Origin of the sequence: Streptomyces sp. cg36 (assembly GCF_041080675.1) — a bacterium.
GTDB lineage: Bacteria > Actinomycetota > Actinomycetes > Streptomycetales > Streptomycetaceae > Streptomyces.
Genome location: NZ_CP163520.1, coordinates 754,962 through 781,937, shown reverse-complemented (window position 1 = coordinate 781,937; position 26,976 = coordinate 754,962). Strand labels below are relative to the sequence as shown.

Sequence of the window (26,976 nt, the reverse complement as noted above, 5' to 3'; positions counted from 1 at the left end):
GTGAACGCAGCGGGACTTATGGATGAACAACACGGATTGTTGATGTTGTGTCGGAGGAATTGTCCGATACCGCACGGGCGGTGTCGTGTTCGGTGCTCTTGCCGTCCTCCGCCGACAGCTCCGGCGGTCGCGGTGTCGCCCGCACGGCGGCGGCCCGGCTCGCCTCGGCCCGCCGCGCGGCCGGCCCCATCGCGTACGAGGCCACGAGGATCGCGCCGCCGAGCACCGCCCAGCCCGGGGTGCCCCAGTCCACCAGGAGCGCGGTGAGCAGCAGCGGGCCCAGGGTGCGGGCCACGGTGACGCCGGTGCCGAACAGGCCCTGGTACTCGCCGATCCGGTCGGCCGGGGCGAGGTCGAAGCCCAGCTGCCAGGAGCCGGCCGAGTGCAGCATCTCGGCGACCACCAGGAGCACCGAGCCGCCGATCAGCGCGCCGGCCGCCCAGGCCGCCCCGCCGGTCGCGGACAGGGCGAAGACCGCGCACGCCGCCAGCATCACCGCGCCGGAGCGCCGCAGGGCCCGTACGGCGGTGGTGAGTCCGTCGACCTGGCGGGCCGTACGCATCTGGAAGGCCATCACCGCCACGGTGTTGAGGACGAACAGCGCCGACACCAGCCAGTCCGGTGCCTCGGTGCGCTCGGTGATCCACAGCGGGATGCCGAGGCTGAGCAGCGGCATCCGCAGCAGCAGTACGGTGTTGAGGAGCGCCACGACGAGGTACGGCCGGTCCTGGAGCACCGCCAGGCGCCCGCCCGCGCCGGGCGCGGGAGCCACCGGCTCGACCCGGGGCAGCCGCCACAGCAGGAGCGCGCAGACCAGGAAGCTCGCCGCGTCCACGGCGAAGACCGTCAGATACGCCGAGTCGGTGCCGGCGTGCAGCGCCCAGCCGCCCAGCGCCGCACCCACCGCGAGCCCGGCGTTCAACGTGGCCTGGAGCCTGGCCAGTACGCCGGTGCGCTCCTCGGCCGGCACCAGCCCCGCGAGCAGCGACTGCCGCGCGGCGGAGAGGCCGGACTGGGCCGTCGCGTAGAGGCAGGCGGCGATCACGAACGGCACGAAGGCGCGGACGACCAGGAACGACGCCACGGCCGCGCTGGTGGCCAGCGCGAGCAGCACCGCCGTGCCGCGCGGCCCGCGCCGGTCCGCCAGCCGCCCGAGCGGCACACCGGCGACCGAGCCGACCGCCCAGGCGAGGGTGAGCCCGAGACCGATACGGGCGGGGGCGAGCCCGACGACATGGGTGAAGTACAGCGCCGAGGTGACGTAGTACGCGCCGTCGCCGACGGAGTTGCTCAACTGGGCCAGGGCGAGCAGGGAGCGGGGGCCCGGGCGCAGGGCCGGTCTGAAGGTCATGGACAGGACACTACGGCCCAGGTGGCTCCACCGACCAGGCCATTCCCGATGGTTCTGAGTGGGCCACTTCATGGCCGTACGCGGACACTCCAGCCCGGGTGCGAGCCGTCAGCCGGTGAGCACCCCGGGGAGCGCGAGCGCGCCGAGCAGGGCCGTTTCCGCGAGGAGCCAGGCTACCCAGTCGCCGATGCGCCCGGAGTGCGGCCCGCGCAGCGGCTCGCCCCGGCCGTGCGCTCGCGGTGTGCGGGCCCGTACACGGCCACCGCCGCCACGTCGCACGGCGGGGGCGGTGAGCGGGACGCGCCCGGGTCCCTCAGCCGGATGGCGGGCCCGCGACCGGCATACGAGGCCGCCGCGGGGATACCTGGCTAGGGTCGGATCAGGAAGTGGCCGCGCGCGGGCCGCGGCGGCCCGAAGGCGAGAGCCCGGGCCCCTACGAGCAGGTGACGGCCGCTCCCGCCGGCCCCGACGAGAGGGACAGGCCGATGCAGTCGTCGCCCGCCGCACCCGTACCGGGCGGGCCGGGATGCCCCGATGGCCGCCGGACCGGCTGACGGCGGCGACGGCCGCGACCGGGTGCCCGGGGCCGGGCCCTCGGATCACCGGTCCGGCCTCCGGGGGATCGGCGGCCGGTCGTGGGTCGCCCTCGGCTTCTCGCTCGGGCTCGGCGCGACGCTGGCGTGGCTCACCGTCAAGACGGTGCTGGAGGTCGGCGGCCTGCTGACGCTGTTCCTGCTGGCGGCGTTCATCGCGATCGCCCTGGAACCGGTCGTCGTCTGGCTCACCCGGCACGGGCTGCGGCGCGGCTGGGCGGTGGCGGTCGTCCTCGTCGCGCTGGTGGGGCTCTTCGCCGGATTCCTGGCGCTGGTGGTGCCCCCGGTGGCCGACGAGATCAACGCCCTGGTCAAGGCGGTGCCCGGCTGGCTGCGCGAACTGCACGACCGCAACTCCGCCCTCGGCCGCTTCGAGGACCGCTACCACGTGGTGGAGAAGGCCAAGCAGCAGTTCTCCTCCGGCGGGGCGGGCGGGCTCGCGGGCGGACTGCTCGGCGCCGGGCGGATGGTGATCGGGGCGGTCACATCGGCGGCGGTCGTGATCGTCGTGACGGTGTACACGATGGCGTTCCTGCCCAGCCTGAAACGTTTCTGTCTGCGCTTCGTCGCCGCCCGCAAACGCCCGCACGCGCGCGCCGTCACCGAGGAGGTCCTGGCCCGGGTCGGCCGCTACATGCTCGGCAACGTGCTGACCTCCGTGATCGCCGGGCTCGCCACCTTCATCTGGTGCATCGCCCTGGGCATCCCCTACCCGGCCGCCCTGGGCGTCTTCATCGCGCTGATGGACCTGATCCCCATCGTCGGCACGACCATCGGCGGCGTCGTGGTGAGCCTGGTGGCGCTCTCGGTGTCGCTGCCCGTCGCCCTGGCGACCGCCGGCTTCTACGTGGGCTTCCGCCTCGCCGAGGACTATCTGATCGTGCCGCGCGTGATGCGGTTCGCCGTGGACGTCCATCCGCTGGTGACGGTGGTGGGCGTGCTGATCGGCGGCGCGCTGCTCGGGGTGGTCGGCGCGCTGGTCGCCATCCCGGCCGCCGTGGCGATCGGGCTGGTCCTGGACGAGCACGTGTTCGCCAGGACGGACCGGTCCTGACCCGTCCGGGCGGGGGAGTGCCCCCGCCCGGACGGTCGTGCGCGACGCGTCAGATCCCGAAGGGCGCCGCGTACCGCACGAGGCCGCTCGGCAGCGGGCGGGCCGGGTCGAGGGACAGGGCCATCATGGCCTCGTCCGGCACCTCGACGGACAGCCTGATGCCGTGCGCGGACGCCCGGCCGAAGCCGAAGCGCGGGTAGTACGCCGGATGCCCCAGCACCGTGACGTACCGCTCCCCGCGCAGGGTGGCCGTGCGCAGCGCGGCGCGGATCACGGCCGAGCCCGCCCCGGTGCTCTGCTGCTCGGGCCGTACGGCGACGGGTGCCAGGCACAGGGCGGGGGTGTCGCCGATGTGACAGCGGGTCAGCAGCGCGTGGCCGACCGGGTTTCCGGTGAGGTCGACGGCGACCAGGGAGAGGCCGTCGAGCCAGGCCGGGTCGGTGCGCAGCGCGTCCACGAGGTCGGCCTCGGCGGCCGTCTCGAACGCGGCGAGGTTGATCGCGCGCACGGCGGCGACGTCGGCGCCGGTCTCGGCGCGGGTGTTCCAGGTGTGGTGGAGAGACATGACGGGATGGTGATCCGTTTCATGAAGGGTTCGGGTGAGGACGCCTCGCGGGCCAGGGGCTCCGGGCGAGGCGGGGTACGACGGGTCAGGCCGTCGCCCGGGACGCGGGAGCGACACGGGCGCTGCTGATCGCAGGAGCCGCCGACGCGGTCATCCGCCCCACCTCCCTCTCGTCCCTCGAATCCGGATCACACGAACACCCCCACCGTATCAGCTCGGCCGCCGGGGGGCCGGTCCGAGGAGGCCGGTGCCCCGGGGCGCCGGGCCCGTCGGGCCGCAGGCGCGGGGCCGGCCCAGATAGCGCTCGGCCGCGTGCACCGCCTCGCGCGCGGTGCGCTCGCCCATGAGGACGCACAGGGTGTACGCGCAGTCCTCGAAGCGGCTGCGGAGCGCGGCCTCGTGGGGCCGCGCCAGCACCGCACGCTCATGCGCCCGGTAATGGGCGAGCAGCCGAGCGAGGATGTGCTTGTCGGGCAGCAGCATCATGTCCTCCTGAACATGGGCGGGCCCCAGCCCACCCATCCTGACCGCGGCGCCGCGGGCGCGCGAGCCGAAGGGCTGCGCTGCGTGACCGGACCCGCGCAGGGTCGCGGGTTCAGGGCCGCGCCGCTTCTCGGCCGTCCGCCGCGGGCGCGTCCGTGACGTCGAGGAACACCTGGTCCGCCGCGGGCCAGAGATGAGCCACCGAGCTCTTGATCCGCTCGCAGACCCGCTCGATCTCCTCGCTCTCCAGCCCCGGCGCCAGATCGACCCTGGCCGCGACCAGGGCGGAGTCCGTGCCGAGCCGCATCGTCAGGAGCGCCTCGACGCCGTCGATCTCCGGCTGCGCCGCCAGCAGCGCCCGGATGCGCCGCCGCGCCTCGGGGTCGACCGCCTCCCCGATCAGCTGGTCGCGGGCGTCGGTGCCGAGCCGGTAGGCGACGTACCCGAGCAGCAGGCCGATCGCCAGCGAGGCCGCGCCCTCCCACACCGCCCGCCCGGTCGTCAGGTGCAGCACCATCCCGGCCGCCGCCAGGAGCACGCCGACCACGGCCGTACCGTCCTCGGCGACGACCGTGCGCAGGGCGGGATCCCGGCCGAGGCCGCCCCGCTGCCCGCGCACCTGGTGCAGGGCCCGCAGCAGGGAGGCGCCCTCGGCGAGCAGCGCCACCGCGAGGACGACGAGCCCGGCCACGTACCCCTGGTGCGTCTCGTGGGACTCCGAACGCAGCGCCCGCGCGCCCTGGTAGACGGAGAAGCAGCCGCCCATGACGAAGATGCCGACGGCGGCGAGCAGGGACCAGAAGAAGCGTTCCTTGCCGTAGCCGAAGGGGTGGCGCCGGTCCGGCGGGCGGCGGCTGCGGCGCAGGGCGGCGAGCAGGAAGACCTCGTTGAGGCTGTCCGCGACGGAGTGGGCCGCCTCGGAGAGCAGCGCCGGGGAGCCCGCCAGCGCGCCGCCGGCCGCCTTCGCCGCCGCGATGAGCAGATTGGCGCCGAGCGCCACCAGCACGGTGAGCCGGGTGCCGGAGTCCTTGCTCGCGCTCATGCCGCCCCGGCCTCCCCGCCATCGGATCCGGGCCGTACGGGCGGCAGCAGCGGGCCCAGCGGGCCGAGGTCGATGTTGAGGTCCTCGGGGCGCAGCCCGAACCTCCGCGTCAGCTCGGCCATCCGGTCCTCCAGGAGCATCAGCGTGAGACCGATCCGGTCCTCCTGTTCCTCGGTGAGCTCCCCGGTCTCGACCCGGCGCAGCGCCTGACGCTCCATCAGCTGGCGCAGCAGCTCCACCACCGTCAGCACCAGCCGGGCCAGATCGCGCTCCAGCGCGTCCGGGTCCACCTCCAGCCTTTGGCGTCGCACGCTCATGTCCCCTCCCGGTGCTCGTCCGTGCCGTACGCGTCCTCGAACGGTGAGGGGAGCGCCGCGCTCACCGAGCCGACCAGCGCGTGCAGGTCGATCCGTACGAGATCGACGTCGGCGATGCGCAGCGTCAGATCGCCCGCCAGGACCACCCCGCCCGCCAGTACTCGGTCGAGGAGGTCGACGAGGGCGAGTTCGCGTCCGGCGTGCACCTCGTCAGCGGCGGTCGTCGTGCTCACCGGCCCCTCCGCGCTCCCCGGCCGCGTCGCCCGCGAACGAGTAGGGCGCCCAGGGGCCGGTCAGCTCCACGCGGACGCCCCCGTCGCGCGGCGCCAGGTGCTCGACGGCCGCGACGAACTCCGCGCTGCGCTCGCGCGGCACCAGATAGACGGCGTTGAGGACGTTCTCGCCGGGCTGCCCCGAGAGCCGGGCGCTCTGCGGGCGGTGCAGCCGCTCCGCCTCGGCGCGCCCCGACAGCTCCCGGTGCAGACTGCGGGAGACGACCCCGGCCCGGCGCCAGACGTCCTCACGCGCCTGGCGCTGCGCCAGGCGCCGGCGCAGAAACCCCCGGCCGTTGCCGGGTGCCGCGTCCGGCGGCGCCGCGGGTTCGCCGAAGACGCCCTCGGCGTACACCTTGACGCCCCATTCGACCCGTCCGTCCAGCCGCTCCAGGGCCGATCCGAAGCTCTCGCGCCCCGTCTCCAGCAGCCGGTGCACCCCCACGGTGTCCCGGCACACGGTGGCGAGCCGCAGCGGCAGCGCGCAGGTGACCGCGGAGAGCGCGGCGACGACCGTCCGGTGCGTACGGGCGGTGGCCGCCAGCCAGTCCAGGTCCTCCAGGCGGTCCCGCAGCGGGCCCGTGCCGAACTCCGCGGGCGGCACCCGGCTCGCCGCCGCGCACAGGTCGCGGTGGGTGATCAGCCGGGGCGGCAGTCCGTCGAGTCCGCGCGCCTCCTCGGGCAGCGGCGCGTCGAACGGCCGCGTGACCGCGTACACGTACCAGAGCGTCTCAGCCATCGCGTTCCACCTCCGTGCCGGCGTCGCGCCCGTCGCGTCCTTCGAGTTCGCCCGCGCGGCCACGTCACCTCACGTCCGAGACGTACCGGGTAGCCCCGTCCGGGGGCGGCAAACCCGGGCAGCGTCCCGGTGAGGGAGACGGTGATCCGGCGCGGCTCCAGGATCCCGGCGGCGACCTGGGGGAGCAGCGGCAGGTAGAGGAAGTGGTCGGTGGGGTTGAGGAGGGTGATCCGGGCCCGGCCGCGCATCCGTCGGTGCAGGGTGCGGGCGGCCTGGTATCCGGCGAATCCGGCCCCGACGATCAGGACGCGGGGTCGGTCCGGCGCGTACGTGGTCACGTTCGGCTCCCGTGGGCTGGGGGCGGGCGGACGAGCTTCCCGCGTGCCCTCGGCGGCCGGGGTCAAACACGTGCCCGACACCTCCCCCGGCGGCGCCCCCGTACGGAACCCCGAGGCCGTCCGCGCCGTCTGGCGGGGTGCGGGACGGACCCGCGGTGCGGGGGGTGTGCGATGGCGGTCGTCAGCGGGGTCGGTCGGCGTACGGTGCTGGCCGCACTGATCGGGGCCGTGCCGCTCGCGCTGGCGGGGTGCGGCGGCGACGTGGACGGCGGCGCCCGGCCGGGCACCTCCACCGCCCCGCCCCCGACGGGCGCGGCGGGTGCCGACACCACCGTCATGATCATCAGGCACGGCGAGAAGCCCGGCGGGGGCGAGCCGGGCCGGGACGAGGACGGCACCCGGGACAAGAAGTCGCTGACCGCGCGCGGCTGGCGGCGGGCGCGGGCGCTGCCCGGGCTGTTCGTCGCCGCGCCGGGTCGCCCGGCCGCGCCGCTGCCCCGGCCCGCCACGCTCTTCGCGGCGGCGGACACCGGGCCGCACGCCGGGGCCCACCGGATGCGCCAGACCGTCGCGCCCCTGGCCGCGGCCGTGCACGAGCGCGTCGACGTCTCGATCGCCGAGGGCCAGGAGTCCCGGCTGGCCGCCGCCGCCCTGTCGGCGCCGGGGCCGGTGCTGATCTGCTGGGAGCACTCCAGGATCCCGGCCATCGTGCGCGCCCTCGGCGCCGCGGACGCCCCCGGGGTCCCCGCCGACTGGCCGGACCGCTTCGACCTGGTCTGGGTGTTCACCCGGCACGCCGGGTCATGGACCTTCCGCGAGGTGCGTCAGCACCTGCTGGAGGGCGACGCGGCGTGAGGGCGGTGCCGCGCCAGTCGGCCCCCGGACCACGGCTGCCGGGCGCGGTCCGGCCGGCGCCTGTCCGGCGGAACTCGTCCCGGCCGCCGGAGGGCAGGCCCCCGGACAGGCCCTAGAACGCCGAGTTGGCGAACCAGAGGTCGAGCAGCGCTTCGTCCCCCGAGGCCGACACCGCTTCCGCCGTACGGTCGACGCGCCCGTACAGGAGCAGCAGCAGGTCCGCCGCGTCCGCCCGCACCGTCGCGTCGGCGTCCGCCCGCGCGTCGTCCGTCACCAGCCCGAAGCCGTCCGGCCGCAGGGCCACCACCCACTCGCCCCCGCCGTCCGCGCAGACGAAGCGGATCCGCTGGCCGCTGCCGCGCAGGGCGGCGAGCCCGGGTGCGAAGAACGCGGCGAACGGCAGATTGACCAGGAACTCGTCCACGCCGTCCCGCGCCGCCGCCCGGTCGATCGCGAAGGGCCGCCCCAGCGTCCGCTCCGCGTCGACCCGGTGCACCAGCGTCTCGAAGAGCATCCGCCGCACCCAGAAGCGGGCGTGCCCGTCCGCGCCCCAGACCCACATCGGCGCGTCGAGGTCGGTCGCCGCGAACACCTCCGCCGCCTCGGCGGCGCCCCGGGCCAGCCAGTCGGCATAGCCGTCCTCGTGCTCCGGCAGCCGCATGTCCACTTCACGGGTGGCGGGGCGCTCCTGGACGCGGTGGCGCAGCAGCCCGGTGAACATGCGCTGGGCGCCGCCCGTGTGCCGGACCAGATCGGCGAGCGTCCAGCCCGGACAGGACGGCACGGGAAGCGTGAGGTCGGCGCCCTCGACCAGGGCGGCGAACCGGGCGGTCTCCGCCGCGACGGCCGCGCCGTGGTCGAGCGGATCGGCTGTGTTCATGGCGGGGTGCCTCCTGGCGTACGGCTCGGCTCTCCCCGCAGCCTGCCACAGCCGCCGCGGCCGACGACGGGCGGCCGGGCACCGGCGCCGGGCCGGCCGCGAAACACGGTCGCGACGGCCCCCGCACCTCCGTAACCTGCGGCCATGCGCATTCCGATCCGAGAACTCACCGCGGCCGACCGTGAACTCGTCGCCTACGCCCGGGCCATCGTCGACGCGAACACCGACGGGGAGGACGGCGTCCACACGATGGGCGCCGCCGTGCGCGCGGCCGACGGCACCCTGCACGGCGGCATCAACGTCTACCACTTCACCGGCGGCCCCTGCGCGGAACTGGTCGCCCTCGGCAACGCCCGGGCGAGCGGGGCCCGCGAGCTCACCACGATCGTGGCCGTCGGCAACCTCGGCCGGGGCGTCATCGGCCCCTGCGGCCGGGACCGGCAGGTGCTGTACGACTACCACCCCGGGATCCGCGTCCTGCTCCCGACGGGCGCCGAGGGCGATGCCGGAGTCGGCAGCGTACGGATCGGCGACCTCATGCCGTTCGTGACCGCGTGGAGCCCCGACGGGGGCTCGACGGCGTACCGGGCCGCGGGCCCGGAGCACTCCTAGGCCGTTCCCGCCCCGGCCGTCGTTTCGCTCGCGGCCGACCGGGGGAGTTACCCCGCCATGACCACAGTAGGCGCGGTCTTCCGCCCGCAGAACGCCCCCGAACGCCTCCGCCCCGTCGCCCGCGGCGCCGAGGCCGCCGGACTGGACGAACTCTGGCTCTGGGAGGACTGCTTCCTGGAGAGCGGCATCGCCAGTGCCGCCGCCGCCCTCGCCTGGACCGAGCGGCTGCGCGTCGGGGTGGGGCTCCTGCCCGTACCGCTGCGCAACGCCGCCCTGACCGCGATGGAGGCGGCCACCTTGCACCGCCTCTTCCCGGGGCGGGTGACCCTGGCGGTCGGGCACGGGGTGCAGGAGTGGATGGGGCAGGTGGGCGCCCGCGCCGAGTCGCCGCTCACGCTGCTGCGGGAGCATCTCGCGGCGCTGCGCGCCCTGTTGGGCGGCGAGAGCGTCAGCACCGACGGCCGCTATGTGCGGCTGGACGCGGTCGCCCTGGACTATCCGCCGCACGGCGCCGCCCCCGTGCTGTCCGGCGCGACCGGCCCGCGCACCCTGCGGCTGTCGGGCGAGGCGGCCGACGGCAGCGTCCTGGTCGCGGGCACCGGCCCGCACGGGGTGCGCCGGGCCCGGGAACTCATCGACGAGGGCCGGACGGCGGCCGGGCGCGCCGACGCCCACCGGGTGGTCGTCTACCTGCTCGCGGCCACCGGCCCCGACGCCGCCGAACGGCTGCGGGGCGAACTCGCCGCGAAGAAGGACGGAGAAGCCTTCGGCGTCGCCGGGGACGCGGCGGCCGTCGCCGACGCGGTCGAGCGGCTCGCCGAGGCGGGCGCCGACAGCGTGATCCTGGAACCCACCGCGGACGAGCCGGACACCGAGGCGTTCGTCCGCTTCACGGCCGAGCGGGTGCGCCCGCTCGTCGCCCGCTGACCGCCCGGCGGGGGCGGGGTTCGCGTACGGCCGGGCGCCGGGGGAGCATACTCGCGTGCAGATACACGGACGAACGCCCCAGCGGCCCGAGCCGGTTGCCGACCCGCTGCTCGAACACGCCCTCAAGGACCTGGACTGGTACGCGCGCGCCCGCGACCGGGCCCGGCGCCAGCACTGGGCCACCGAGCTGAGCGCGCTCCTCACCGGCGGCGCCACCGTGGTCGCCGCGGGCATCCAGGCGCCCCCGGCCGTCACCGCCACCCTGGCCGGACTCACCGTCTTCATCGGCGGGTTCCGCCAGGTCTTCAACCACTCGGAGCGGCACGTGCTCGCCGCCGAGGCCTGGCTGCGGCTGCGCATGGCGATCCGGCGCTACCGGCTCGTCCCCGAGGGCGAGCGGGACGAGGCCGTGCGCGAACGGCTGCTCGAAGAGGTCGAGGCCGTCGCCACGACCGAGCTCCAGAACTGGGCCGCCGGGCGCCGCGGCCTCCACCCGGGCCCGCCGCCCGGCGGCCCGGTCCCGGGGACGCCCCCGCCCGGGGGCCCGGCCGCCGGATAGGGTTCGGGCGCCCCCGGGCGGGTGTGCGGCCCCGGCGCGGACATCTGCTTCCATGGGGGCTGATCACTGGCGTTGTCTGCGAGGAGTTGGCCCTGAACACCTGGGGTGCTGAGGTCGTGTCGGCGGGGCTGCTCATCGCGGTGCTGGTCTGCGCCGTGGTACGGCCGTGGGGCTGGCCGGAGGCGGTGGTGGCGGTGCCCGCCGCCGGAGCCGTGGTCGCCTGCGGGGCGATCTCCCTGGACCACGCGCGGGCCGAGGCCGAACGGCTGGGCCCGGTCATCGGATTCCTGGCGGCCGTGCTCGTCCTCGCCCAGCTCTGCGACGACGACGGACTCTTCCACGCCTGCGGCGCCTGGATGGCCCGGACCGCCGCGGGCAGACCGCGCCGGCTCCTCGCCCAGGTCTTCGCGGTCGCCTCGCTCATCACGGCCGTCCTCAGCCTGGACGCCACGGTGGTGCTGCTCACGCCGGTGGTCTTCGCCACCGCGGCCCGGCTGGACGTGCGGCCCAGGCCGCATGTGTACGCCTGCACCCATCTGTCCAACACGGCGTCGCTGCTGCTGCCCGTCTCCAACCTCACCAATCTGCTGGCGTTCGCGGCCAGCGGGCTGACCTTCACCCGGTTCGCCGCGCTGATGGCGCTGCCCTGGGTGGTCGCGATCGGGGTGGAGTACGTCGTGCTGCGGCGCTTCTTCGCGAGCGACCTCGACGCGGGCGCCCCGGCGCCGCCCGGCGGCGAACCGCCCGAACTGCCCCTGTTCGCGCTGCTGACGGTCGCCGGGACGCTCGGCGGGTTCGTGCTCAGCTCCGCGGTGGGGATCGACCCCGCGTGGGCCGCCGCCGCGGGGGCGCTCGTCCTCGCGGTCCGCGCCCTGGTGCGCCGCCGGACCACCCCGGCCGCGCTGGTGCGGGCGACGGCGCTGCCGTTCCTGGCCTTCGTGCTCGCCCTGGGCATCGTGGTGCGCGCGGTCGTCGACAACGGCCTGGCCTCCGGCCTCGCCCATCTGGTGCCCGCCGGGACCGGCCTGCCCGCGCTGCTGGGCGTGGCCGCGCTGGCCGCGGTCCTGGCCAACGTCATCAACAACCTGCCCGCCGTGCTCGTCCTGCTGCCGCTGACCGCGCCGACCGGACCCGGCGCGGTGCTCGCGGTGCTGCTCGGCGTCAACATCGGCCCCAATCTGACGTACGCCGGGTCGCTGGCGACGCTGCTGTGGCGGCGGATCGTGCGCGAGCACGACAGCGACGTGGACCTCGGCGAGTTCACCCGGCTCGGGCTGCTCGTCGTGCCGCTCGCCCTGACGCTCGCGGTGCTGGCACTGTGGGGGTCGCTGCACGTGCTCGGAGGCTGATGCGTCATGACCGTCGTCGTCTGGATCACCGACGGCTCCTGGCCGGCCTGTGTGGACGCGGCCCGCGCCCACACGGCGGACGGCGCCGACGTGGTGCTGCTCCACGTCACCGGCCACGACGTCCCGGGCGTCGCCCACGGCGCCTACGCCGGTCTGCTCGGCCGGGGCCACCCCGAACGCGACCCCGGCACCCGGCTGGAGAGCCTCGCGGACGCCTCGGCGCGCGAGCTGCTGCGTGCCGCGGCCGAGCGGCTGGGCCGTCCGTGCCGGAGCGTGGAGCGCACCGGGCGGACCGGGCACGAGGTGGTGGCCGCGGCCGAGGGCGCCGCACTGCTGGTGCTCGCGCGCGACGGCGACCGCGGCCGCCCGGGCCCCAAGAGCCTCGGCCCCGCCGCCCGCTTCGTCGTCGACCACGCCCCCTGCCCGGTCCTGTTGGTCTGGCCGGAACCGGTGCCGGGGGCGTCGCCGCCGCACTGATCAGGCGAGCTGCCACTCCTGGGCGGCGGAGCCGTCGGCCGTCCGCTGGGTGACCGGGGCGCCGTCCGCGCCCGAGGCGGTGGTCAGCAGCAGCCCGCTGCTCTGGTTGGCCACCGAGAACCGTGCCCCGCCCAGCCCCGTGAACCGCCAGTGCTGGCTGTCGCGGCCGTCGCAGGCGGCCTGGACCACGGCGGCCCCCGACCCGGAGCCGGAGACGTCCGCGCACAGCTTGGAGGCGCCGTTGACCAGGGTGTGGCTGCCGTCGCCGTTGGGGGTGAGCTGCCACTGCTGGTTGGGGCCGCCGTGCGGGGTCCAGGTGATCAGCTGGGTGCCGGGGGCGGTGGAGCTCGCCGGGTCGTCCAGCGCCTTGCCGCCCGAGGTCAGGGTGCGGGTGCCGCCGAGCGTGCCGGCGTACGCCTCGAACTCGTACAGCGAGTAGCCGTAGGACGTGCCGCGCTGTGTGGCGTACAGCCGCAGATAGCGGCCGTGGCCGGAGAGGCCGGTGAGGTCCTGGACGCCGCCCGTGCCGGTGGTGGTGGAGTAGAGCGTGCGCCAGGTGGTGGCGTCGTCGGAGAGCTGGAGCTGGAAGGACTTCCCGTACGCGGCCTCCCAGCGCAGCACCACCCTGCCGATGTCCTGGCCGGAGCCCAGGTCGACCTGGAGCCACTGCGGGTCGCTGTAGGCGCTGGACCAGCGGGTCGCGGGGTCGCCGTCGGTGGCGGACGCGGCCGGGAAGTTCGCGGTCTCGGTACTGGACGCCGTGGTGGGCCGGTTGCGGGTGAGGTTGCCGGGCTGGGCGAGTCCGGGCCAGGCCGGGTTGTGGCCGACCGCCGCCACGATCGGGGTGAACGCGGCGTAGGTGCTCACGGGTTTGGGCGAGCCCCAGGTCTGCTGGGCCAGCCCGCGCAGCGGGTACATGATCCCGGCGGCGATCTGGTCCTCCGTCTCGGCGCCCGGGTTGTCGCACCAGACGTGCAGCAGCGAACCGGGGTTGCGGGCCGGGTCGGTGAGCGTGCTGCCGCCCTGGAAGAGGTCCGGCGTCCACGTCTCGTACATCCACTTGGTGTCGGGCTTGGCGCCTCCGAGGACGTAGTAGGTGGGCGTCCATGACTCGTTGGCCACGGTGTGCCCGGCCGCCGCCAACTGCTGGGGCGTGAGGCCGTAGTCGTACCAGTACTCGACCAGGATGTCCGCGTTCGGGGTGACCGTGCCGTCGCCCGACTTGATGCCGTCGTTCCACATCCGGGTGGTCTTGCCCGCGGCGCGGACCAGCTCGTCGGCCCAGTTCACGAAGCCGTAGTAGGTGTCCTTGGCGGTGGCCCCGGCGCCGTAGTGGGCGCGGGCGTAGCTGAGCAGCTGGGGGTAGCTGCCGTAGTCCGTGACGTACTCGTCGGCGCCGATGTGCCAGTACGGGGCGGGGAACAGCGGCAGGTACTCGTTGACCAGGTCCTTGATCAGGGCGTACGAGCCGGGCAGCGAGAGGTCGATGAACTCCGCGCTGGCGGTGCCGGAGCTGTTCTTGAGCTTCAGCTCGGGGTGGGCGGCCAGGACGGCGTTCATGTGCCCCGGGGTGTCGATCTCGGGAACGATCGTGACGTGGTACTTGCGGCCCAGCGCCACCAGATCGGCGATGTCCTGCTTGGAGTAGTGGTCGGCGGAGACGATCTCCGGGTGGGTGGAGCTCTCCAGCCGGAAGCCGAAGGTGTCGGAGAGGTGGAAGTGGAAGTAGTTGAGCTTGAGGTAGGCCAGCTCCTTGATGTGCTGCCGCACCCAGGCGACCGTGAAGAACTTCCGGCCCTGGTCGATCATGAGTCCGCGCTCGGCCTTGACGGGCCAGTCCACGGCGGTCCCGGCGGGCAACGAGGAGGACTGGCGCAGGAGTTGGAGCACCGTGCGGGTGCCGTAGAACGCGCCGGCCGCGGTGCCCGCCCGGACGGTGATCGCCGGGCCGACGTTCATCCGGTAGCCCTCGGCGGGCAGGGCGGCGTCCCCGAGGGTCAGCGCGATGTCGCCGGTGGCCGGGGCCCCGGTGACGACGGCCACCGTGCGCCCGGTCTGGGCGGTCAGGTCGTCGGCGAACGTGGCGGCCTCGTCGGCGAGTTGGGCGGAATGGGCCGGGTCGACGGCGATCCTGCTGGTGCCGGTGAAGGTGTACGTGCCGGTTCCGGCCGTCCACTGGCGCAGCGCCGGGACCGTCTGCGGCAGCGCCGCGGCGGCCGGGGGCGCGGCGCTCGCGGGGAAGGTGGGCAGGGCGAGTGCGGCTGCCGCGCAGACCGCGGCGATCAGAAATCTGAGCAGTCGCATGGAGTGTCCCTGGTGATGGGAAGGGCGGGGCGGCGCCGGGCGTCTCCTCCGGTCCGCCGTCGCCGAGGGGAGTGGCGCACAAAGTGCAGCGCAGCCCGCCATTCATGTCAATGGATGCTCGAAAAGCCGCTGGAACGCGCGTAATCGAGCATGGCGGCGGTCCGTCGGGCCGCTCCCGACCCGCCGGCCCGCACACCCCCACCGCGTCCGGCGAAGCCCCGGTCGGCCCGGCGGCCGAAGGACCGCGGTGGACGTCCGACGACCTTCGCATTCCGTGACGTGTGCGGCCAGGAAAGCGGGGAACTCGGCGAGGGGAGGTAAATTACATGATTCCGTTGCTGCTCGTTCTGCTGCTGGCGCTGCTGCTCTTCGGTGCCGGATTCGCCGTCAAGATCCTGTGGTGGGTCGCGATCTTCGTGCTGGTCATGTGGCTGATCGGCTTTGTCGCGCGCCCCCGGGGCGGCACCGGCCGCTGGTATCGGTGGTAAATCGAAATTCCGATGTGTCGGCCCGGAGAACCCGGGAACCCGCACCGCACCGCACTTCAGTGAAATACGAAGGAGTCGTTTCTCATGACCGAGAACATCTGGGGCTACCCGGCCACCAGCGGCCATCTGGCGGGCGCCGATCTGCGCGGCTGGAGCGTGGAGGCGACCGACGGTTCCATCGGCAAGGTCGACAAGCACTCCGACGAGGTCGGCTCCGCCTACCTGGTGGTCGACACCGGCGTGTGGATCTTCGGCAAGCACGTGCTGCTGCCCGCCGGGACCGTGACACGGCTCGACGCGGCGGAGAAGAAGGTCTACGTCGACCGCACCAAGGCCGAGATCAAGGACGCGCCCGAGTTCGACCGCGACAAGCACATCGGCGACCCCGGGTACCACGAGTCGATCGGCGGCTACTACCGGGGCCGCCCGCCGGTCGTGTGACCGGCTGAACGGAGCACGGCACCACCGCACGGACGCGCTTCGGCGGGGCCTACCGGGACACCCTCCCGGCCCCCCCCCCCGCCCGCCGTACCGGACCGGCCGCCGAGATGCCGGGGCGGTCCGGGTGTACGAGGGTGGACGAGGCGGTGCCGGCGCCTCCCCCTCAGAGCGGCGCGGCCCGCTTCGGAACGAGGAGTACCGCACGATGCCAGCAACCGACGGCCCAGGTGAACCCGGCTCCCGCAGCGGCGTCCCGGAATTGGGCACCGGGACGGGCGGCATGCTCCCGCCCACGCACTCGCGCGTGACCCTGCGCGTCAACGGTGTCACCCGTACGGCCGAACTCGACCATCGCACCACGCTCCTGGAGCTGCTGCGCGAGCACTTCGCCCTCACCGGCTCGAAGAAGGGCTGCGACCAGGGCCGCTGCGGCACCTGCACGGTGCTGCTCGACGACCGCCGGGTCAACAGCTGTCTGCTGCTCGCCGTCGCCCAGGACGGCCGCGAGGTCGTCACGGTGGAGGGACTCGCCGGGGCGCCGGGCGAGGACGGTCAACTCCACCCCCTGCTGCGGGCGTTCAACGACCGCGACGAACTGCGCTGCGACGACTGCGCCCCCGGCCAGCTCTGCTCGGCCGTCGGCATGCTCGACGAGGCCCGGTCCGGCCAGCCGTCCGTCGTCACCGACACCACCGTGCCGGTGGACGCGCCGGTGCGGCTGACCACCGCCGAGATACGCGAACGCCTCAACGGCAATCTGTGCCGCTGCGGGGCACAGGCGCGGATCGTGGAGGCCGTGCGGGAGGTGATCGTGTGAAACCCCTGGAGTACGTGTGCCCCCGGACGGTCGCGGAGGCGGCGGCGGCCCACGCAGCCCACCCCGAGGCCCGCTACCTGGGCGGCGGCACCAACCTGGTCGACCTGATGCGGCTCGGTGTGGAGCGCCCCGAACTGCTCGTCGACATCACCCGGCTGCCGCTGGACCGGATCGAGGAGCTGCCCGACGGGGGGCTGCGCATCGGCGCGACCGTGCGCAACAGCGACCTCGCCGCCCACCCCCTCGTCCGCGCCCGCCGCGCCGTGCTCTCCCAGGCGGTGCTCAGCGGCGCCTCCGGACAGCTGCGCAATGTGGCCACCACCGCGGGCAACCTCCTCCAGCGCACCCGCTGCGGCTACTTCCACGACCTGGGCAGGGCCTGCAACAAACGCGTGCCGGGCAGCGGCTGCGCCGCCCTGGAGGGAGTCAACCGGGACCACGCGGTCCTCGGCCACTCGGCCCACTGCGTCGCCACCCACCCCTCCGACCTCGCCGTGGCCCTCGCGGCACTCGACGCGGTGGTGGAGCTGGCGGGACCCGGCGGCGGGCGCGGCGTCCCCGCCACCGAGTTCCACCGGCTGCCCGGGGACCGGCCCGAGCGGGACACCGTCATCGAGCCCGGCGAGCTGATCACCGGCGTACTGCTGCCGCCGCTGCCGGACGGGACCGTCACCCGCTACCGCAAGGCGCGCGAGCGGGCCTCCCACGCCTTCGCGCTGGCCTCCGTCGCCGCCGTGGTCCAGCTGGAGGACGGCGTGGTCCGCCACGTGGCCGTCGCCTTCGGCGGACTGGCCCACCGGCCCTGGCGCGCCCGGCGCACGGAAGCCGCGCTGCTGGGCACCGCCCCCACGGCGGAGTCGGTCGCGCGGGCGGTGGAGGCCGAACTCGCCGAGGCCGTACCCCTGCGCGACAACGCCTACAAGGTGACGCTCGCCCGTGACCTCGCCCGGGACGTCCTCGGCGCGCTCACGGCACCCTGAAACCGGTCTTCGCACCCGTCCGCGCAGGCCCGGTCGCACGCTCGGGCCCGCGGGGGCAGCATGGGAGGGGCAATGGTGGCGATCGGCCCGGACCCGGCCGGCCGGCGCGACGCGCGCGGGAACGTACGGGCGAGGAGGCCGGCGATGGCTGGAGCACGGTCCACCCCGGCCGGTCCGGGCGCCGGCGACCCGTCGATGGTGGCGGGCGGGCTGCTCGACGTGCTCGGCGTGGCCGCGGTCGTACTCGACTCCGAGGGCCGGATCCGGCTGTGGAGCCCGCAGGCCCAGAAGGTCTACGGCTACGCCGCCGGCGAGGTGCTGGGCCGCCACGCCGCGAAGGTGCTGGTGGACGAGGAGCACCGGGGCGTGGTCCTCGAACTGTTCACCCGGGTGATGTCCGGTGAGGGCACCTGGGCCGGGGTCTTCCCCGTCCGGCACAAGAACGGCACCACGCTCCTGATGGAGTTCCGCAACGTACGGCTGGAAGCGGACAACGGCCGGATGTTCGCGCTCGGCCTCGCCTCCGAACAGGCCACCCTGCTGCGGGTGGAGCGCGATCTGGCGCTGTCGCTGCGGCTGGTCGACCAGTCGCCCATCGGCCTCGCCGTCCTGGACACCGAACTGCGGTACGTGCTGGTCAACCCGGCCCTGGAGCGCATCAACGGGATCCCGGCCGACGAGCACCTGGGCCGCCGGATCACCGAGGTGCTGCCGTTCCTGGACGGGAAGGCCGTCGAGGCGCGGATGCGTGAGGTCATGGCGACCGGCCGGCCCCTCCTGGACGACTTCACCACCGGACGCACCCCCGCCGACCCCGGACGCGACCACGCCTGGCTGGTGTCGGTGTACCGCCTCGACGACCAGGCCCGCCACGTCATCGGCGTCGCGCTGTCCGTGGTCGACGTCACCCAGCAGCACGAGGCGGACGTGTCGGCCGCGCAGGCCCGGCGCAGGCTGTCGCTGATCGCGGACGCCTCGGTGCGCATCGGCACCACCCTCGACCTGGAGGTCACCGCCCGCGAGCTGGCCGACGTCGCGGTGCCCGAGGTCGCGGACATCGCGGCCGTGGACGTCCTCGACACCGTGCTGGCCGGGCCCCGGCCGGGGGAGCGCGAGGGCAGCGGTCCGGTGCGGTTCCGGGCGCTCGCCCTGAACGCCGCCTATCCCACCCCGGCCGCCGAGGCCGCGGACCCGGTCGGCGACGTCGCGCTGTACGGCCCCGCGCGGTTGGTCACCCAGTGCGCCCGCACCGGCCGCCCGGTCCTCGTCCCGCACGTCAGACCGCAGGACCTGCCGCGCATCGCCCGCGACGCGGACGCGGTCCACCTCCTGGACGCGGCCGGGGTCCACTCCTATCTGGCCGTGCCGCTCATCGCGCGCGGCCAGGTGCTGGGCGCGCTCGACCTCAAGCGCGCCCGCAACCCCGCCCCCTTCAGCCAGGACGACGTGCTGCTCGCCACCGAACTGGCCGCCCGCGCCGCCGTGTCCATCGACAACGCCCGCTGGTACCAGCGCCAGCGCGAGACGGCGCTCACCCTCCAGCGGCACCTGCTGCCCCAGGCCCCCGCCGCGCCCCGGGGCCTGGACATCGCGTACCGCTACCAGCCCGCCGCCGCCGACGACGAGACCGGCGGCGACTGGTTCGACGTCATCGCGCTCACCGGCGACCGCACCGTCCTGGTCGTCGGCGACGTGATGGGCAGCGGGATCAACGCGGCTGCCACCATGGGCCAGTTGCGCACCACCGCCCGCGCCCTGGCCCGCCTCGACCTCGACCCGGCGACCGTGCTCACCCATCTGGACACGGCCACCGCCGACCTCGGCGACGCCACCGCCACCTGCATCTACGCCCTGTACGACCCGCACACCCAGCGCTGCCACATCGCCACCGCCGGACACCCGCCGCCGGTGCACCTGCGCCCCGGCCGCCCGCCGCGCCTGCTGGACCTGCCCACCGGCGCGCCGCTGGGAGTGGGCGGCGTGCCCTTCGCGTCCCGGATCGTCCCCTTCCACGAGGGCGAGGACCTCGTCCTGTACACCGACGGCCTGATCGAGACCCGCGACCAGGACATCGACACCCGCCTCGCCACCCTCACCGATCTGCTGACCGGTCCGAGCCGCCCGCTGGAGGAGACCTGCGACTACCTCCTGGCGGCGCTGCGCCGCCCGGACACCCACGACGACGTGGCGCTGCTCATCGCGCGGGCCCGCCCGCTCGGCCCGCCGCGCTGACCCGCGCTCAGCGCGCCCCGAAGTCCTGGGTCCACCAGGGGCCGCCCGAGCCGTAGTGGACCCCGACGCCGAGCTCCTTGAAGGAGCAGTTCAGGATGTTCGCGCGGTGGCCGGGGCTGTTCATCCAGGAGTTCATGACGTCCGCCGGGCCCTGCTGGCCGCGCGCGATGTTCTCGCCGTACGTCGACCACCGGTACCCGGCCGCCGTGATGCGCTCGCCCGGCCCGTCGCCGCTCGGGTCGGTGTGGTCGAAGAAGTTCTGCGCCGCCATGTTGTCGGAGTGGCGCTGGGCGGCGGTGGCGAGCTGGGCGTTGCCGGTCACCGGGCCGCAGCCGTTCTTGGCGCGCTCGCCGTTGACCAGGTCGATCACCTGCTGGACGCCCGACGACGGCTGCTGGGCGAGGCCGCCCGGGGCGCTGCGGGTGCGGGTGGGGGCCGGGCGGGAGGCGGCGGCGCGCGGCGAGGGGGAGTGCGCGGGCGACTTCGACGCGGTGGCCGAGCGGGACGGCGAGGGCGATGAACTCGGCTTGCGGGAGGGCGAGTCGGAGGAGGCGTTCGGCGCCGGAGCGGGGGTCGTGGCGCCGCCGGAGCCGAGCGCGGTGACGGCGGCGCCGGCCGGTGCGTCCAGCGCGGAGCGCTCCGGGGCGGCGGAGTCCGTGGAGATCTGGATGACCACGGCCAGGCCGCCTATCGCGGTCGCGCCCGCCAGGACGGCCGCCGCCCGACGTCGCCGCCGGATGCGGTCCCGGTCCCGGCGCCGTTCGCCCCGGGTGACGGCCTCGTCCTGCCCGGCCCGCGCCGCGTGGCCGCCCCGGGCGCGCGGGGCCTGGCGGTGCCGCCCGGCCGCGGCGGGCCGCGGGGCGCCGGACGGGTCGGGCGTGCCGTGGGCCATGGGCATGCTCGCCGCGCCCCGGTGGGCGGCGAGCGCCGCGAACAGGGCGGCCGTCGAGGCGACCGGCACCAGCGCGAGCCCGGCGAGCAGTCCCTCGGCCGGCACGAGCCCGCCGCCGTATCCGGAGCAGGTGAGACACGCACGGGTGTGCCGGCTGACGCGCTTGCGCCACAGCGCGGACGGCACGCCGTCCCACAGCGAGAGCAGTCCGGTCAGCTCGTGGCAGCGCGGGGCGACCGCGAGGGTGCGCACCACCGCGCGCGACGCGTCGAGCCGCTCCTTCATGCGCTGCACCCGTACGGCCGTGTGCTGCGGGGTCAGCTCCAGGGCGTCGGCGACCTCGGCGCGGGTGAGGAACCCGGCCGTCTCCAGCCACCACAGCGACAGCAGTTCGCGGTCCTCGGGCTCCAGCCAGCGGGTCGCCTCCGCGGCCTCCCGGCGCTGGCCGGAGAGCCCGAGCCGCAGGATCGTCAGATCCACGAAGTCGGCGCCCGGGTCGGTGAGCTCGCCCGTCTCGTGGATGGCGGTACCGTCCGGCCGGGTGCGGGCCCGCTGCCAGTACTGGCGCAGCTGGTTCATGGTGATGGCGACCAGCCAGGACCGGAAGCTCGCGGGATCGCGCAGGCCGGGCAGCCCGTCGAGCATCCGCAGGACGCTCTCCTGGACCACGTCGTCGACGTCGGCGTGCCCGTTCAGCGCCCGCCCGACGATGTTGTAGACCAGCGGCAGGCAGGCCGCGACGAGCTCGTCCTGGGCCTGCTGGTCTCCGGCCCGCGCCGCCGCGACCCGTGCCGTCCCGTACTCACTGTCCACGCCTCGTCCACTCTCCCGGGGTCACCGCGGTCGGCCCCGCCGGGGCCGGCCGCTCCTGTCACCTTGGGAGAGGGCGCGGCGCCGGCCGGATAACGGAAACCCGCGAAGATTTTCTCCGCCACCGTGCGGCGCGCTGCGCCGGACGGGCGGGTTCCGGGCGGGTGAGTGGGATCACAGCACACATCCGGGAACGAGTGGGGTCCGGTATGCATCTGTTTGCCCGGGCGGGCAAACCCGGCCGTCCCGGAGCACGACGTCGTCTCCTGCAGCGCACGTCCCGACGATTGCGGAGTCCCTCTTATGAAGCGCGCGTCCACGGCACTGGTTGCGGTGCTCGCCCTCGGTTCCACCCTGCTGGTGTCGGGGTGCTCCAAGGACAACGACCCGGTGAGCTTCGGCGGCCAAGACGCCAAGCCGGGGCAGCGGGCCCAGCCCGCGCGCAGCAACGTGCAGCTGCCGACCAACCCGCGCGACTGGAGCGAGCAGCGCGAACTCGCCGACGGCACCAAGGTCGTACGGACCACCCTCAAGGGCAAGAAGTCCGGCTTCGAGGGCAAGGTGTGGGCCTGGGCCCCCAAGGAGTACTTCGAGGAAAAGTACAAGAACAGCGCCTTCCCGGTGCTCATCGCCCTTCCCGGCAGCAACGGCTACCCCAGCAACTACTGGTACGGCGGCGACCTCAAGCTCCAGGAGACCATCGCCGAACAGGCGAAGAAGGGCCGGAGCCTGCCGTTCGTCGTGATCATGCCGGTCCTCAACGCCGACAGCAAGCACTACTGGGACGGCAGCGACATCCCCGGCCAGCCCAAGATGGGCACCTGGATGTCGGACGACGTCCCCGACCTCGTACGGGAGAACTTCCGCACCTTCAAGGACCCCAAGGGGTGGGGCTTCTTCGGTTCCTCCTCCGGCGGCTACGTCGGCATGAAGATGATGTTCCAGTACCCGCACCGGTTCGGCGCGGCGATCGCGGGCGGGCCCGACACGCGCCCCGACTCGCCGTTCTGGGCCGGACACGAGAAGGAGAAGCAGGCCAACAACCCCGAGGTGCTGGCCCAGAAGCTGATCGCGAAGGGCGGCCCCCAGGTGAACCTGTCGATCATGCTGGGGACGCGGGAGTCCGGCCAGAAGAACGTGAAGGACTTCCTCGCCAAGTACGGCAAGGGCCCGATCAAGACCGATCTGTACATGATCCAGAACGGCAAGCACAGCGGTCGCCAGTACGCCAAGTCCCTCGGTGACGGGCCGCTGGACTGGATCAGCAAGCGGATGCTCGCCCCCACCCCCTCGTCCTGACCCGCCCCGCACCCCCGCGACCCCGGTGTGACGCGGGTCACGGGTGTGCGCCCCGAGTGCCGGGGCATCCGAAGGGCAGGCCCCGTCGCGTCCCCCGTCGCGACGGGGCCGTCCGTGTGGGCGGCGGCCACCGGGGCAGGAGCGAGGGGATTGGTCCCGGGGATCCCGGGCAGGCGCCTGACGGAACAATACGGACGGTTCCGCACGCGGACGGGGGCAGGCAAGTGAGCGGTGGGACGGCACTACCACCCGGGAGGACCGGCACGGTGCCCGCCGACGCGGCGGAGGCACGCGGCCGTGTACGGGTCCTGCTCGACCAGGTGCGCGGTGCGGCCCCGGCGGCGGCACGCGACCCGGTGGTGGCGGACGCGCTCCTGGTCACCTCGGAGCTGGTCACCAACGCCCTGCGGCACGCGGGCGGTCTGACCGGCTTCGAAGCGGCGTACGAGCGGACACCGGACGGCATGGGGCTGCGGCTGGTCGTCGAGGACGCCAGCGCGGACCTGCCGACGGCCCGGGTGAAGGAGGACGACTTCGCTCCGGGCGGCTACGGCTGGCCGATGGTCTGCCGGCTCGCCAGCAGCGTCAGCGTCAGCGCGCTGCCCTCCGGCGGCAAACGCATCCAGGTGCTGCTCGCCCTCGGCTGAGCGGCGGACCCCTCCCTTGAGGCATTCCCGGGCGCGGTCCGCCGGGTCCGCTCAGTCCGCTGAGGCATTCCCGGGCGCGGTCCGCGCGCGTGGGCCGTGGGGACGGCCGGACCCCGGGCCGGTCCTGGCGCCCGGGGTCGTACGGCGGATCGGGGGCCGTCTCAGTCGACGACCACGCCCATGCCCTCGCGCAGCTTGGTGAGGATGCGGCGCAGGATCCGCGAGACCTGCATCTGCGAGACGCCGAGCTCCGTCCCGATCTCCGCCTGGGTGCGCTCCTCCACGAACCGCAGGTGCACCACGAGCCGTTCGCGTTCGGTCAGCGAGCCCATCGCGGGAGCCAGCGACTGGAAGTCCTCCACCAGCTCCATCGCGGGGTCCTCGGAGCCGATGACGTCGGCGAGCGCCGTCTCGCCGTCCTCCTGGTCGCCGGAGAGGGCGGCGTCCAGGGACGAGGAGTGGTAGCCGTTGGCGGCCACCTGGGCCTCCACGACCTCCTCCTCGCTGATGTCCATCAGCGCGGCCAGCTCCTTGACCGTGGGCGACCGGTCGAGGCGCCCCTCCAGTTCGGCGCGGGCCTTGCCCAGCTCCGTGCGCCGCTCCTGGAGGCGGCGCGGCACGTGCACGGCCCAAGTGGTGTCGCGGAAGAAGCGCTTCATCTCGCCGACGATGTAGGGCACGGCGAACGTGGCGAACTGGGTCTCCCGGGACAGCTCGAACCGGTCGATGGCCTTGATCAGCCCGATCATGCCGACCTGGACGACGTCCTCGATCTCATCGGCGTACTGCCGGAAGCGCCGGGCGGCGAACCGCACCAGCGACATGTTCATCTCGATCAGCGTGTTGCGGGCGTACTGGTATTCATGGGTGCCTTCCTCCAGTACCGCCAGCTGCTGGAAGAAGAGCTGTGACAACTCCCGGGCGTCACGGGGCGCGAGCCTGTCGGGGTGCTCGACCAACGGCAGCTCGGTCTCCGGCGGCGCGGATGCCGTGCGGATCCGCGAAACCTCCATCGTGCCGACCTTCGTTGTCATCATGATCCCTCCCTGGATCGACCGGTACAGGACTCCGTCGCGAGACGCGTGTACCCGCGAACCCGCTTCGTACACGGCCCAATCGGTGCCTTCTCGGATTCATGTTCCCCCAGCGGTGGAATGGGGTGAGTGCTCCCGCTTTGTACGGGCTCTTTGTGTGGTCTCTTTGTACGGGGCCGCCTTGACGCGCTGTGTACCGGGCCGCCTCGGCACAACGGGCCGCCGCTCGTTCACCCCTGACGGTCCGTGTCGAGCACGGCCGGTGACTCCGCGTCCCGGACCAGCAGTCGGGGCCGTCCCGTTCCGTCCGCCGCCGTCCGCCAGACGTCGGCGTGGCCCCGCCCGCGCGGCAACGCGTAGGCGACCGTGCGGGAGTCGAGCCACACGGCCTGGTCGTCGACGCTGTGCTCCTCGGCGAGCGGGGTCACCCGGCCACTGGCGAGGTCGAGCACCGCGAGCCCCCAGCCGTGCCGGGGGTCCCCGCCGCGCGCGGCCTTGAACGCGATCCGGGTGCCGTCGGGGGAGAGCGAGGGGCACTCCACCCCGTCCCGGACGGTCCTCAGCCGCCGTTCGGCGAGGTCGCCCTCGACGAGATAGCGGTGGCCCGCCGTGGACATCGTGGCGTAGAAGCGGCGGTCGTCCCGGGCGAAGGTCACGCCCCAGAAGTTGAGGTCCTTGGCGTGGTAGGGCCGCCCGGCCACCGTGACCGGCCAGTCCTCCAGGGTCGGGACCAGGTTGTCCGTGCGGGTGTCGAGGATGCCGGCCCGGGTGGAGAAGCGTCCCCCGTTGTACGAGTCACCGGTGACGAACACGGTCCAGGCGACCAGCCGTCCGCTGGGCGACACCCTGGCCCGGTTGGGGACGCCGACCAGCGGGATCGCGTCCTTGATGTGCAGGGCGGAGTCCACCACCGTCATCTGATAGGTCGTGAGGTTCCCGTCCAGGCGCAGGCAGAGCCCGGTGCCCGCCGCCGCGTCGAACCGGGCGCAGCTCAGCCCCGAGACGGCCCGGGGAGCGCCGGGCGCCTCGGGCGAGACCGCCACCAGCCGTCCCTGGCTGCCGGACGCGGTGCTCAGGGCGACCAGCCGGGGCCCGGTCTGCAGGGGAGCGGCGGCCGGCCGCAGCGACACCGCGCCCCGCTCCGCGACGGCCTTCGACGGATCGGGCCGGGCCCCGACGACGGCGAGCGCGGCCAGTACGGCCAGCGCGGTGAACCCGAGCGAGGCGGCGACGACCCGGCGGCGCGCGGACGGCGGGGCGGCCGGGGCCGCGGGGGAGCGGTCGGTGAGCTGCTGGGTCATGCGGAAGTCTCCTCCACTGTTCGGTCCTTGAGCGCCGGGACCGTCACGGCCAGGGCCCCGGCGACCGCCACGACGGCGGCCCCGGAGGCGGTCGCCGGGCCCCACGCGGCCCAGGCGAGACCGAACCCCACCGAGGAGGCGAAGTAGGCCAGTGCCTGGGCGGTCTGGACGCACGCCAGCCCCGTGGTGCGCAGCGCCGGGGGGAACGCGGGCGCCGCGAGCGCCATGAGCACCCCGTCCGTGCAGGCGTAGAACGCCCCGTACAGACAGAGGCAGGCGAGGGTCACCGGGGTGCCCGGGAAGGGGCTGGCGAGCAGCAGGTACACCCCGGCGAGCGCGAGGTACCCCCAGCGCAGCAGCACCGCGCGCCCGTAGCGGTCCGCGAGGGCGCCGAAGGGGGTGGCGAGCAGGAGGTAGACCAGGCTGGTGCCGACCGCGAGCCAGGGGAACCAGCCGGTGGAGAAGCCCTGGCGGCGCAGCAGTACGAGATAGACGAAGCCGTCGCCCACCGTGCTCAGGCCCAGCGCGGTGGCCGCGCACAGCAGTCGGCGGGTGCCGCTCCCGCGCAGCAGCCCGAGGGCGGCGCGCGGCGCGGGCGCGGGCGCGGCGGGCCGCTCGTCGCGGTGGTCGCGGGCGAACACGGCGAGGGTGAGCAGGGCCGCGCAGGCTATGCAGAAACTGGTGAAGAACAGCGCGTCGAAGGCCGCCGCCGTGGTCCCGGCGACGGCGAGGACGCCGAGGGCGACCAGCGGGCCGGCGAAGGCCCCGGCGCTGTCCATCGCGCGGTGCGTCCCGAACGCCCGGCCCAGCAGCGGCTCGGGCACCGAGAGGGCGATCAGGGCGTCTCGGGGCGCGGTGCGCAGGCCCTTGCCCGCGCGGTCGGCGACGATGACCGCGCCGATGGCGGTGGGCGCCCCGGCCGCCAGCAGGCCGAGTTTGGCGAGCGCGGACATGCCGTACCCCACGGCCGCGACGGCCTTGCGGGTGCGGAAGCGGTCCGCGGTGTAGCCGCCGACGAGCCGCAGCAGGGCGGTGGCGCCGGTGTAGAGGCCGTCCAGCACCCCGTATGCGGCCGGGCCCAGGTGCAGGGTGAGCACGAGGTAGAGCGGCAGGACGGCCGTGACCATCTCCGAGGAGACGTCGGTGAGCAGACTCACGGCTCCCAGGACGAGCACATTGGCGCCGACGGCCGTGAGCGCGCCGCGGCGGCCGGGGCGCGGGGCGCCGCGCGGCCGGTCGATGGTGGAGAGATACACGTGGGGGCCGCCTTCTCGCGGGGTGGACGGGGCGGGTGGGGTGCCGGTGTCCCGGGGGCCGT

The 26,976-nt window shown here is 74.5% G+C and carries 28 protein-coding genes and 1 pseudogene; 14 read left to right on the top strand and 15 right to left on the bottom strand.

Annotated elements, in window-relative coordinates:
• Positions 1-16 precede the first annotated feature (16 nt).
• The gene (locus tag AB5J87_RS03485; RefSeq protein WP_369373773.1) at positions 17-1,351 is read right to left on the bottom strand and encodes an MFS transporter; all 1,335 of its coding nucleotides are present in this window, start codon (positions 1,349-1,351) and stop codon (positions 17-19) included.
• 108 nt (positions 1,352-1,459) lie between these two features.
• Positions 1,460-1,630, bottom strand: coding sequence for a hypothetical protein (locus AB5J87_RS03480; RefSeq protein WP_369373771.1), 171 nt, complete (start codon positions 1,628-1,630; stop codon positions 1,460-1,462).
• Positions 1,631-1,885: 255 nt separating this feature from the next.
• Between AB5J87_RS03480 and AB5J87_RS03475 the strand changes: the two genes are divergently transcribed.
• Complete coding sequence (locus AB5J87_RS03475; RefSeq protein WP_369373769.1) at positions 1,886-2,998, top strand: AI-2E family transporter; 1,113 nt, start codon at positions 1,886-1,888, stop codon at positions 2,996-2,998.
• Positions 2,999-3,047: 49 nt separating this feature from the next.
• On the opposite strand, the gene AB5J87_RS03470 is transcribed toward AB5J87_RS03475, so the two are convergent.
• The 7 genes and pseudogenes from AB5J87_RS03470 to AB5J87_RS03440 all read right to left on the bottom strand — a co-directional run.
• On the bottom strand, positions 3,048-3,563 hold the full coding sequence (locus AB5J87_RS03470; protein WP_369373767.1) for a GNAT family N-acetyltransferase: 516 nt from the start codon (positions 3,561-3,563) through the stop codon (positions 3,048-3,050).
• Between the two features lie 210 nt (positions 3,564-3,773).
• Entirely contained in the window at positions 3,774-4,046 is a 273-nt protein-coding gene (locus AB5J87_RS03465; RefSeq protein ID WP_369373765.1) for a DUF5133 domain-containing protein, read from the bottom strand.
• A gap of 112 nt (positions 4,047-4,158) precedes the next feature.
• The gene (locus AB5J87_RS03460) at positions 4,159-5,088 is read right to left on the bottom strand and encodes a cation diffusion facilitator family transporter (RefSeq protein ID WP_369373763.1); all 930 of its coding nucleotides are present in this window, start codon (positions 5,086-5,088) and stop codon (positions 4,159-4,161) included.
• On the bottom strand, positions 5,085-5,405 hold the full coding sequence (locus AB5J87_RS03455; protein WP_369373761.1) for a gas vesicle protein K: 321 nt from the start codon (positions 5,403-5,405) through the stop codon (positions 5,085-5,087). Before AB5J87_RS03455 ends, AB5J87_RS03460 begins: the two co-directional genes overlap by 4 nt.
• On the bottom strand, positions 5,402-5,638 hold the full coding sequence (locus AB5J87_RS03450) for a gas vesicle protein (RefSeq protein WP_369373759.1): 237 nt from the start codon (positions 5,636-5,638) through the stop codon (positions 5,402-5,404). The genes AB5J87_RS03455 and AB5J87_RS03450 overlap by 4 nt, the downstream gene beginning before the upstream one ends.
• Complete coding sequence (locus tag AB5J87_RS03445; protein WP_369373757.1) at positions 5,616-6,416, bottom strand: GvpL/GvpF family gas vesicle protein; 801 nt, start codon at positions 6,414-6,416, stop codon at positions 5,616-5,618. Before AB5J87_RS03445 ends, AB5J87_RS03450 begins: the two co-directional genes overlap by 23 nt.
• 119 nt (positions 6,417-6,535) lie before the next feature.
• Positions 6,536-6,754, bottom strand: a pseudogene (locus AB5J87_RS03440) (FAD-dependent oxidoreductase); the annotation flags it as partial.
• A gap of 171 nt (positions 6,755-6,925) precedes the next feature.
• On the opposite strand from AB5J87_RS03440, the gene AB5J87_RS03435 reads away from it, so the two are divergent.
• Entirely contained in the window at positions 6,926-7,609 is a 684-nt protein-coding gene (locus AB5J87_RS03435; RefSeq protein ID WP_369373755.1) for a hypothetical protein, read from the top strand.
• Positions 7,610-7,721: 112 nt separating this feature from the next.
• On the opposite strand, the gene AB5J87_RS03430 is transcribed toward AB5J87_RS03435, so the two are convergent.
• Positions 7,722-8,489, bottom strand: coding sequence for a maleylpyruvate isomerase family mycothiol-dependent enzyme (locus AB5J87_RS03430; RefSeq protein WP_369373753.1), 768 nt, complete (start codon positions 8,487-8,489; stop codon positions 7,722-7,724).
• A gap of 144 nt (positions 8,490-8,633) precedes the next feature.
• Here AB5J87_RS03430 and AB5J87_RS03425 point away from each other — a divergent pair, with 144 nt between their 5' ends.
• The 5 genes from AB5J87_RS03425 to AB5J87_RS03405 all read left to right on the top strand — a co-directional run bounded on the left by AB5J87_RS03425 (position 8,634) and on the right by AB5J87_RS03405 (position 12,413).
• Positions 8,634-9,101 (top strand): cytidine deaminase, encoded by a 468-nt coding sequence (locus AB5J87_RS03425; protein ID WP_369373751.1) that lies wholly within the window; start codon positions 8,634-8,636, stop codon positions 9,099-9,101.
• A gap of 57 nt (positions 9,102-9,158) precedes the next feature.
• The gene (locus tag AB5J87_RS03420) at positions 9,159-10,028 is read left to right on the top strand and encodes an LLM class flavin-dependent oxidoreductase (RefSeq protein WP_369373749.1); all 870 of its coding nucleotides are present in this window, start codon (positions 9,159-9,161) and stop codon (positions 10,026-10,028) included.
• Between the two features lie 55 nt (positions 10,029-10,083).
• The gene (locus AB5J87_RS03415; protein ID WP_369373747.1) at positions 10,084-10,587 is read left to right on the top strand and encodes an SLATT domain-containing protein; all 504 of its coding nucleotides are present in this window, start codon (positions 10,084-10,086) and stop codon (positions 10,585-10,587) included.
• Between the two features lie 92 nt (positions 10,588-10,679).
• Complete coding sequence (locus AB5J87_RS03410; RefSeq protein WP_369383342.1) at positions 10,680-11,936, top strand: SLC13 family permease; 1,257 nt, start codon at positions 10,680-10,682, stop codon at positions 11,934-11,936.
• 6 nt (positions 11,937-11,942) lie between these two features.
• A complete protein-coding gene (locus AB5J87_RS03405) occupies positions 11,943-12,413 on the top strand; it encodes a universal stress protein (protein WP_369373745.1) in 471 nt (156 codons plus the stop codon).
• Here the strand turns inward: AB5J87_RS03405 and AB5J87_RS03400 are convergent, their stop codons facing one another.
• On the bottom strand, positions 12,414-14,717 hold the full coding sequence (locus AB5J87_RS03400) for a family 20 glycosylhydrolase (RefSeq protein ID WP_369373743.1): 2,304 nt from the start codon (positions 14,715-14,717) through the stop codon (positions 12,414-12,416).
• Between the two features lie 326 nt (positions 14,718-15,043).
• On the opposite strand from AB5J87_RS03400, the gene AB5J87_RS03395 reads away from it, so the two are divergent.
• From AB5J87_RS03395 to AB5J87_RS03375, 5 genes are all read left to right on the top strand, one after another.
• A complete protein-coding gene (locus AB5J87_RS03395; RefSeq protein ID WP_369373741.1) occupies positions 15,044-15,205 on the top strand; it encodes a hydrophobic protein in 162 nt (53 codons plus the stop codon).
• 84 nt (positions 15,206-15,289) lie between these two features.
• Positions 15,290-15,646, top strand: a complete 357-nt coding sequence (locus tag AB5J87_RS03390) for a PRC-barrel domain-containing protein (protein WP_369373739.1) — start codon at positions 15,290-15,292, stop codon at positions 15,644-15,646.
• Positions 15,647-15,926: 280 nt separating this feature from the next.
• Positions 15,927-16,463 carry a 2Fe-2S iron-sulfur cluster-binding protein gene (locus AB5J87_RS03385; RefSeq protein ID WP_369383341.1) on the top strand — a complete coding sequence of 179 codons (537 nt, stop codon included), beginning with the start codon at positions 15,927-15,929 and terminating at the stop codon, positions 16,461-16,463.
• Positions 16,460-17,443, top strand: coding sequence for a xanthine dehydrogenase family protein subunit M (locus AB5J87_RS03380; RefSeq protein ID WP_369373737.1), 984 nt, complete (start codon positions 16,460-16,462; stop codon positions 17,441-17,443). Before AB5J87_RS03385 ends, AB5J87_RS03380 begins: the two co-directional genes overlap by 4 nt.
• 144 nt (positions 17,444-17,587) lie before the next feature.
• A complete protein-coding gene (locus AB5J87_RS03375) occupies positions 17,588-19,675 on the top strand; it encodes a SpoIIE family protein phosphatase (RefSeq protein ID WP_369373735.1) in 2,088 nt (695 codons plus the stop codon).
• A 7-nt stretch (positions 19,676-19,682) separates the two neighbouring features.
• Here AB5J87_RS03375 and AB5J87_RS03370 read toward each other — a convergent pair whose 3' ends face one another.
• The gene (locus AB5J87_RS03370; RefSeq protein ID WP_369373733.1) at positions 19,683-21,380 is read right to left on the bottom strand and encodes a sigma-70 family RNA polymerase sigma factor; all 1,698 of its coding nucleotides are present in this window, start codon (positions 21,378-21,380) and stop codon (positions 19,683-19,685) included.
• A gap of 300 nt (positions 21,381-21,680) precedes the next feature.
• On the opposite strand from AB5J87_RS03370, the gene AB5J87_RS03365 reads away from it, so the two are divergent.
• Positions 21,681-22,676 carry an alpha/beta hydrolase gene (locus AB5J87_RS03365; protein WP_369373731.1) on the top strand — a complete coding sequence of 332 codons (996 nt, stop codon included), beginning with the start codon at positions 21,681-21,683 and terminating at the stop codon, positions 22,674-22,676.
• A gap of 266 nt (positions 22,677-22,942) precedes the next feature.
• Positions 22,943-23,323, top strand: coding sequence for an ATP-binding protein (locus tag AB5J87_RS03360; protein WP_369373729.1), 381 nt, complete (start codon positions 22,943-22,945; stop codon positions 23,321-23,323).
• Positions 23,324-23,484: 161 nt separating this feature from the next.
• Here the strand turns inward: AB5J87_RS03360 and AB5J87_RS03355 are convergent, their stop codons facing one another.
• The 3 genes from AB5J87_RS03355 to AB5J87_RS03345 form a co-directional block, all read right to left on the bottom strand.
• Positions 23,485-24,336, bottom strand: a complete 852-nt coding sequence (locus tag AB5J87_RS03355) for a SigB/SigF/SigG family RNA polymerase sigma factor (RefSeq protein ID WP_369383340.1) — start codon at positions 24,334-24,336, stop codon at positions 23,485-23,487.
• A gap of 251 nt (positions 24,337-24,587) precedes the next feature.
• Positions 24,588-25,658, bottom strand: a complete 1,071-nt coding sequence (locus tag AB5J87_RS03350) for a TolB family protein (RefSeq protein WP_369373727.1) — start codon at positions 25,656-25,658, stop codon at positions 24,588-24,590.
• Complete coding sequence (locus tag AB5J87_RS03345; RefSeq protein WP_369373725.1) at positions 25,655-26,914, bottom strand: MFS transporter; 1,260 nt, start codon at positions 26,912-26,914, stop codon at positions 25,655-25,657. The genes AB5J87_RS03350 and AB5J87_RS03345 overlap by 4 nt, the downstream gene beginning before the upstream one ends.
• Positions 26,915-26,976 lie beyond the last annotated feature (62 nt).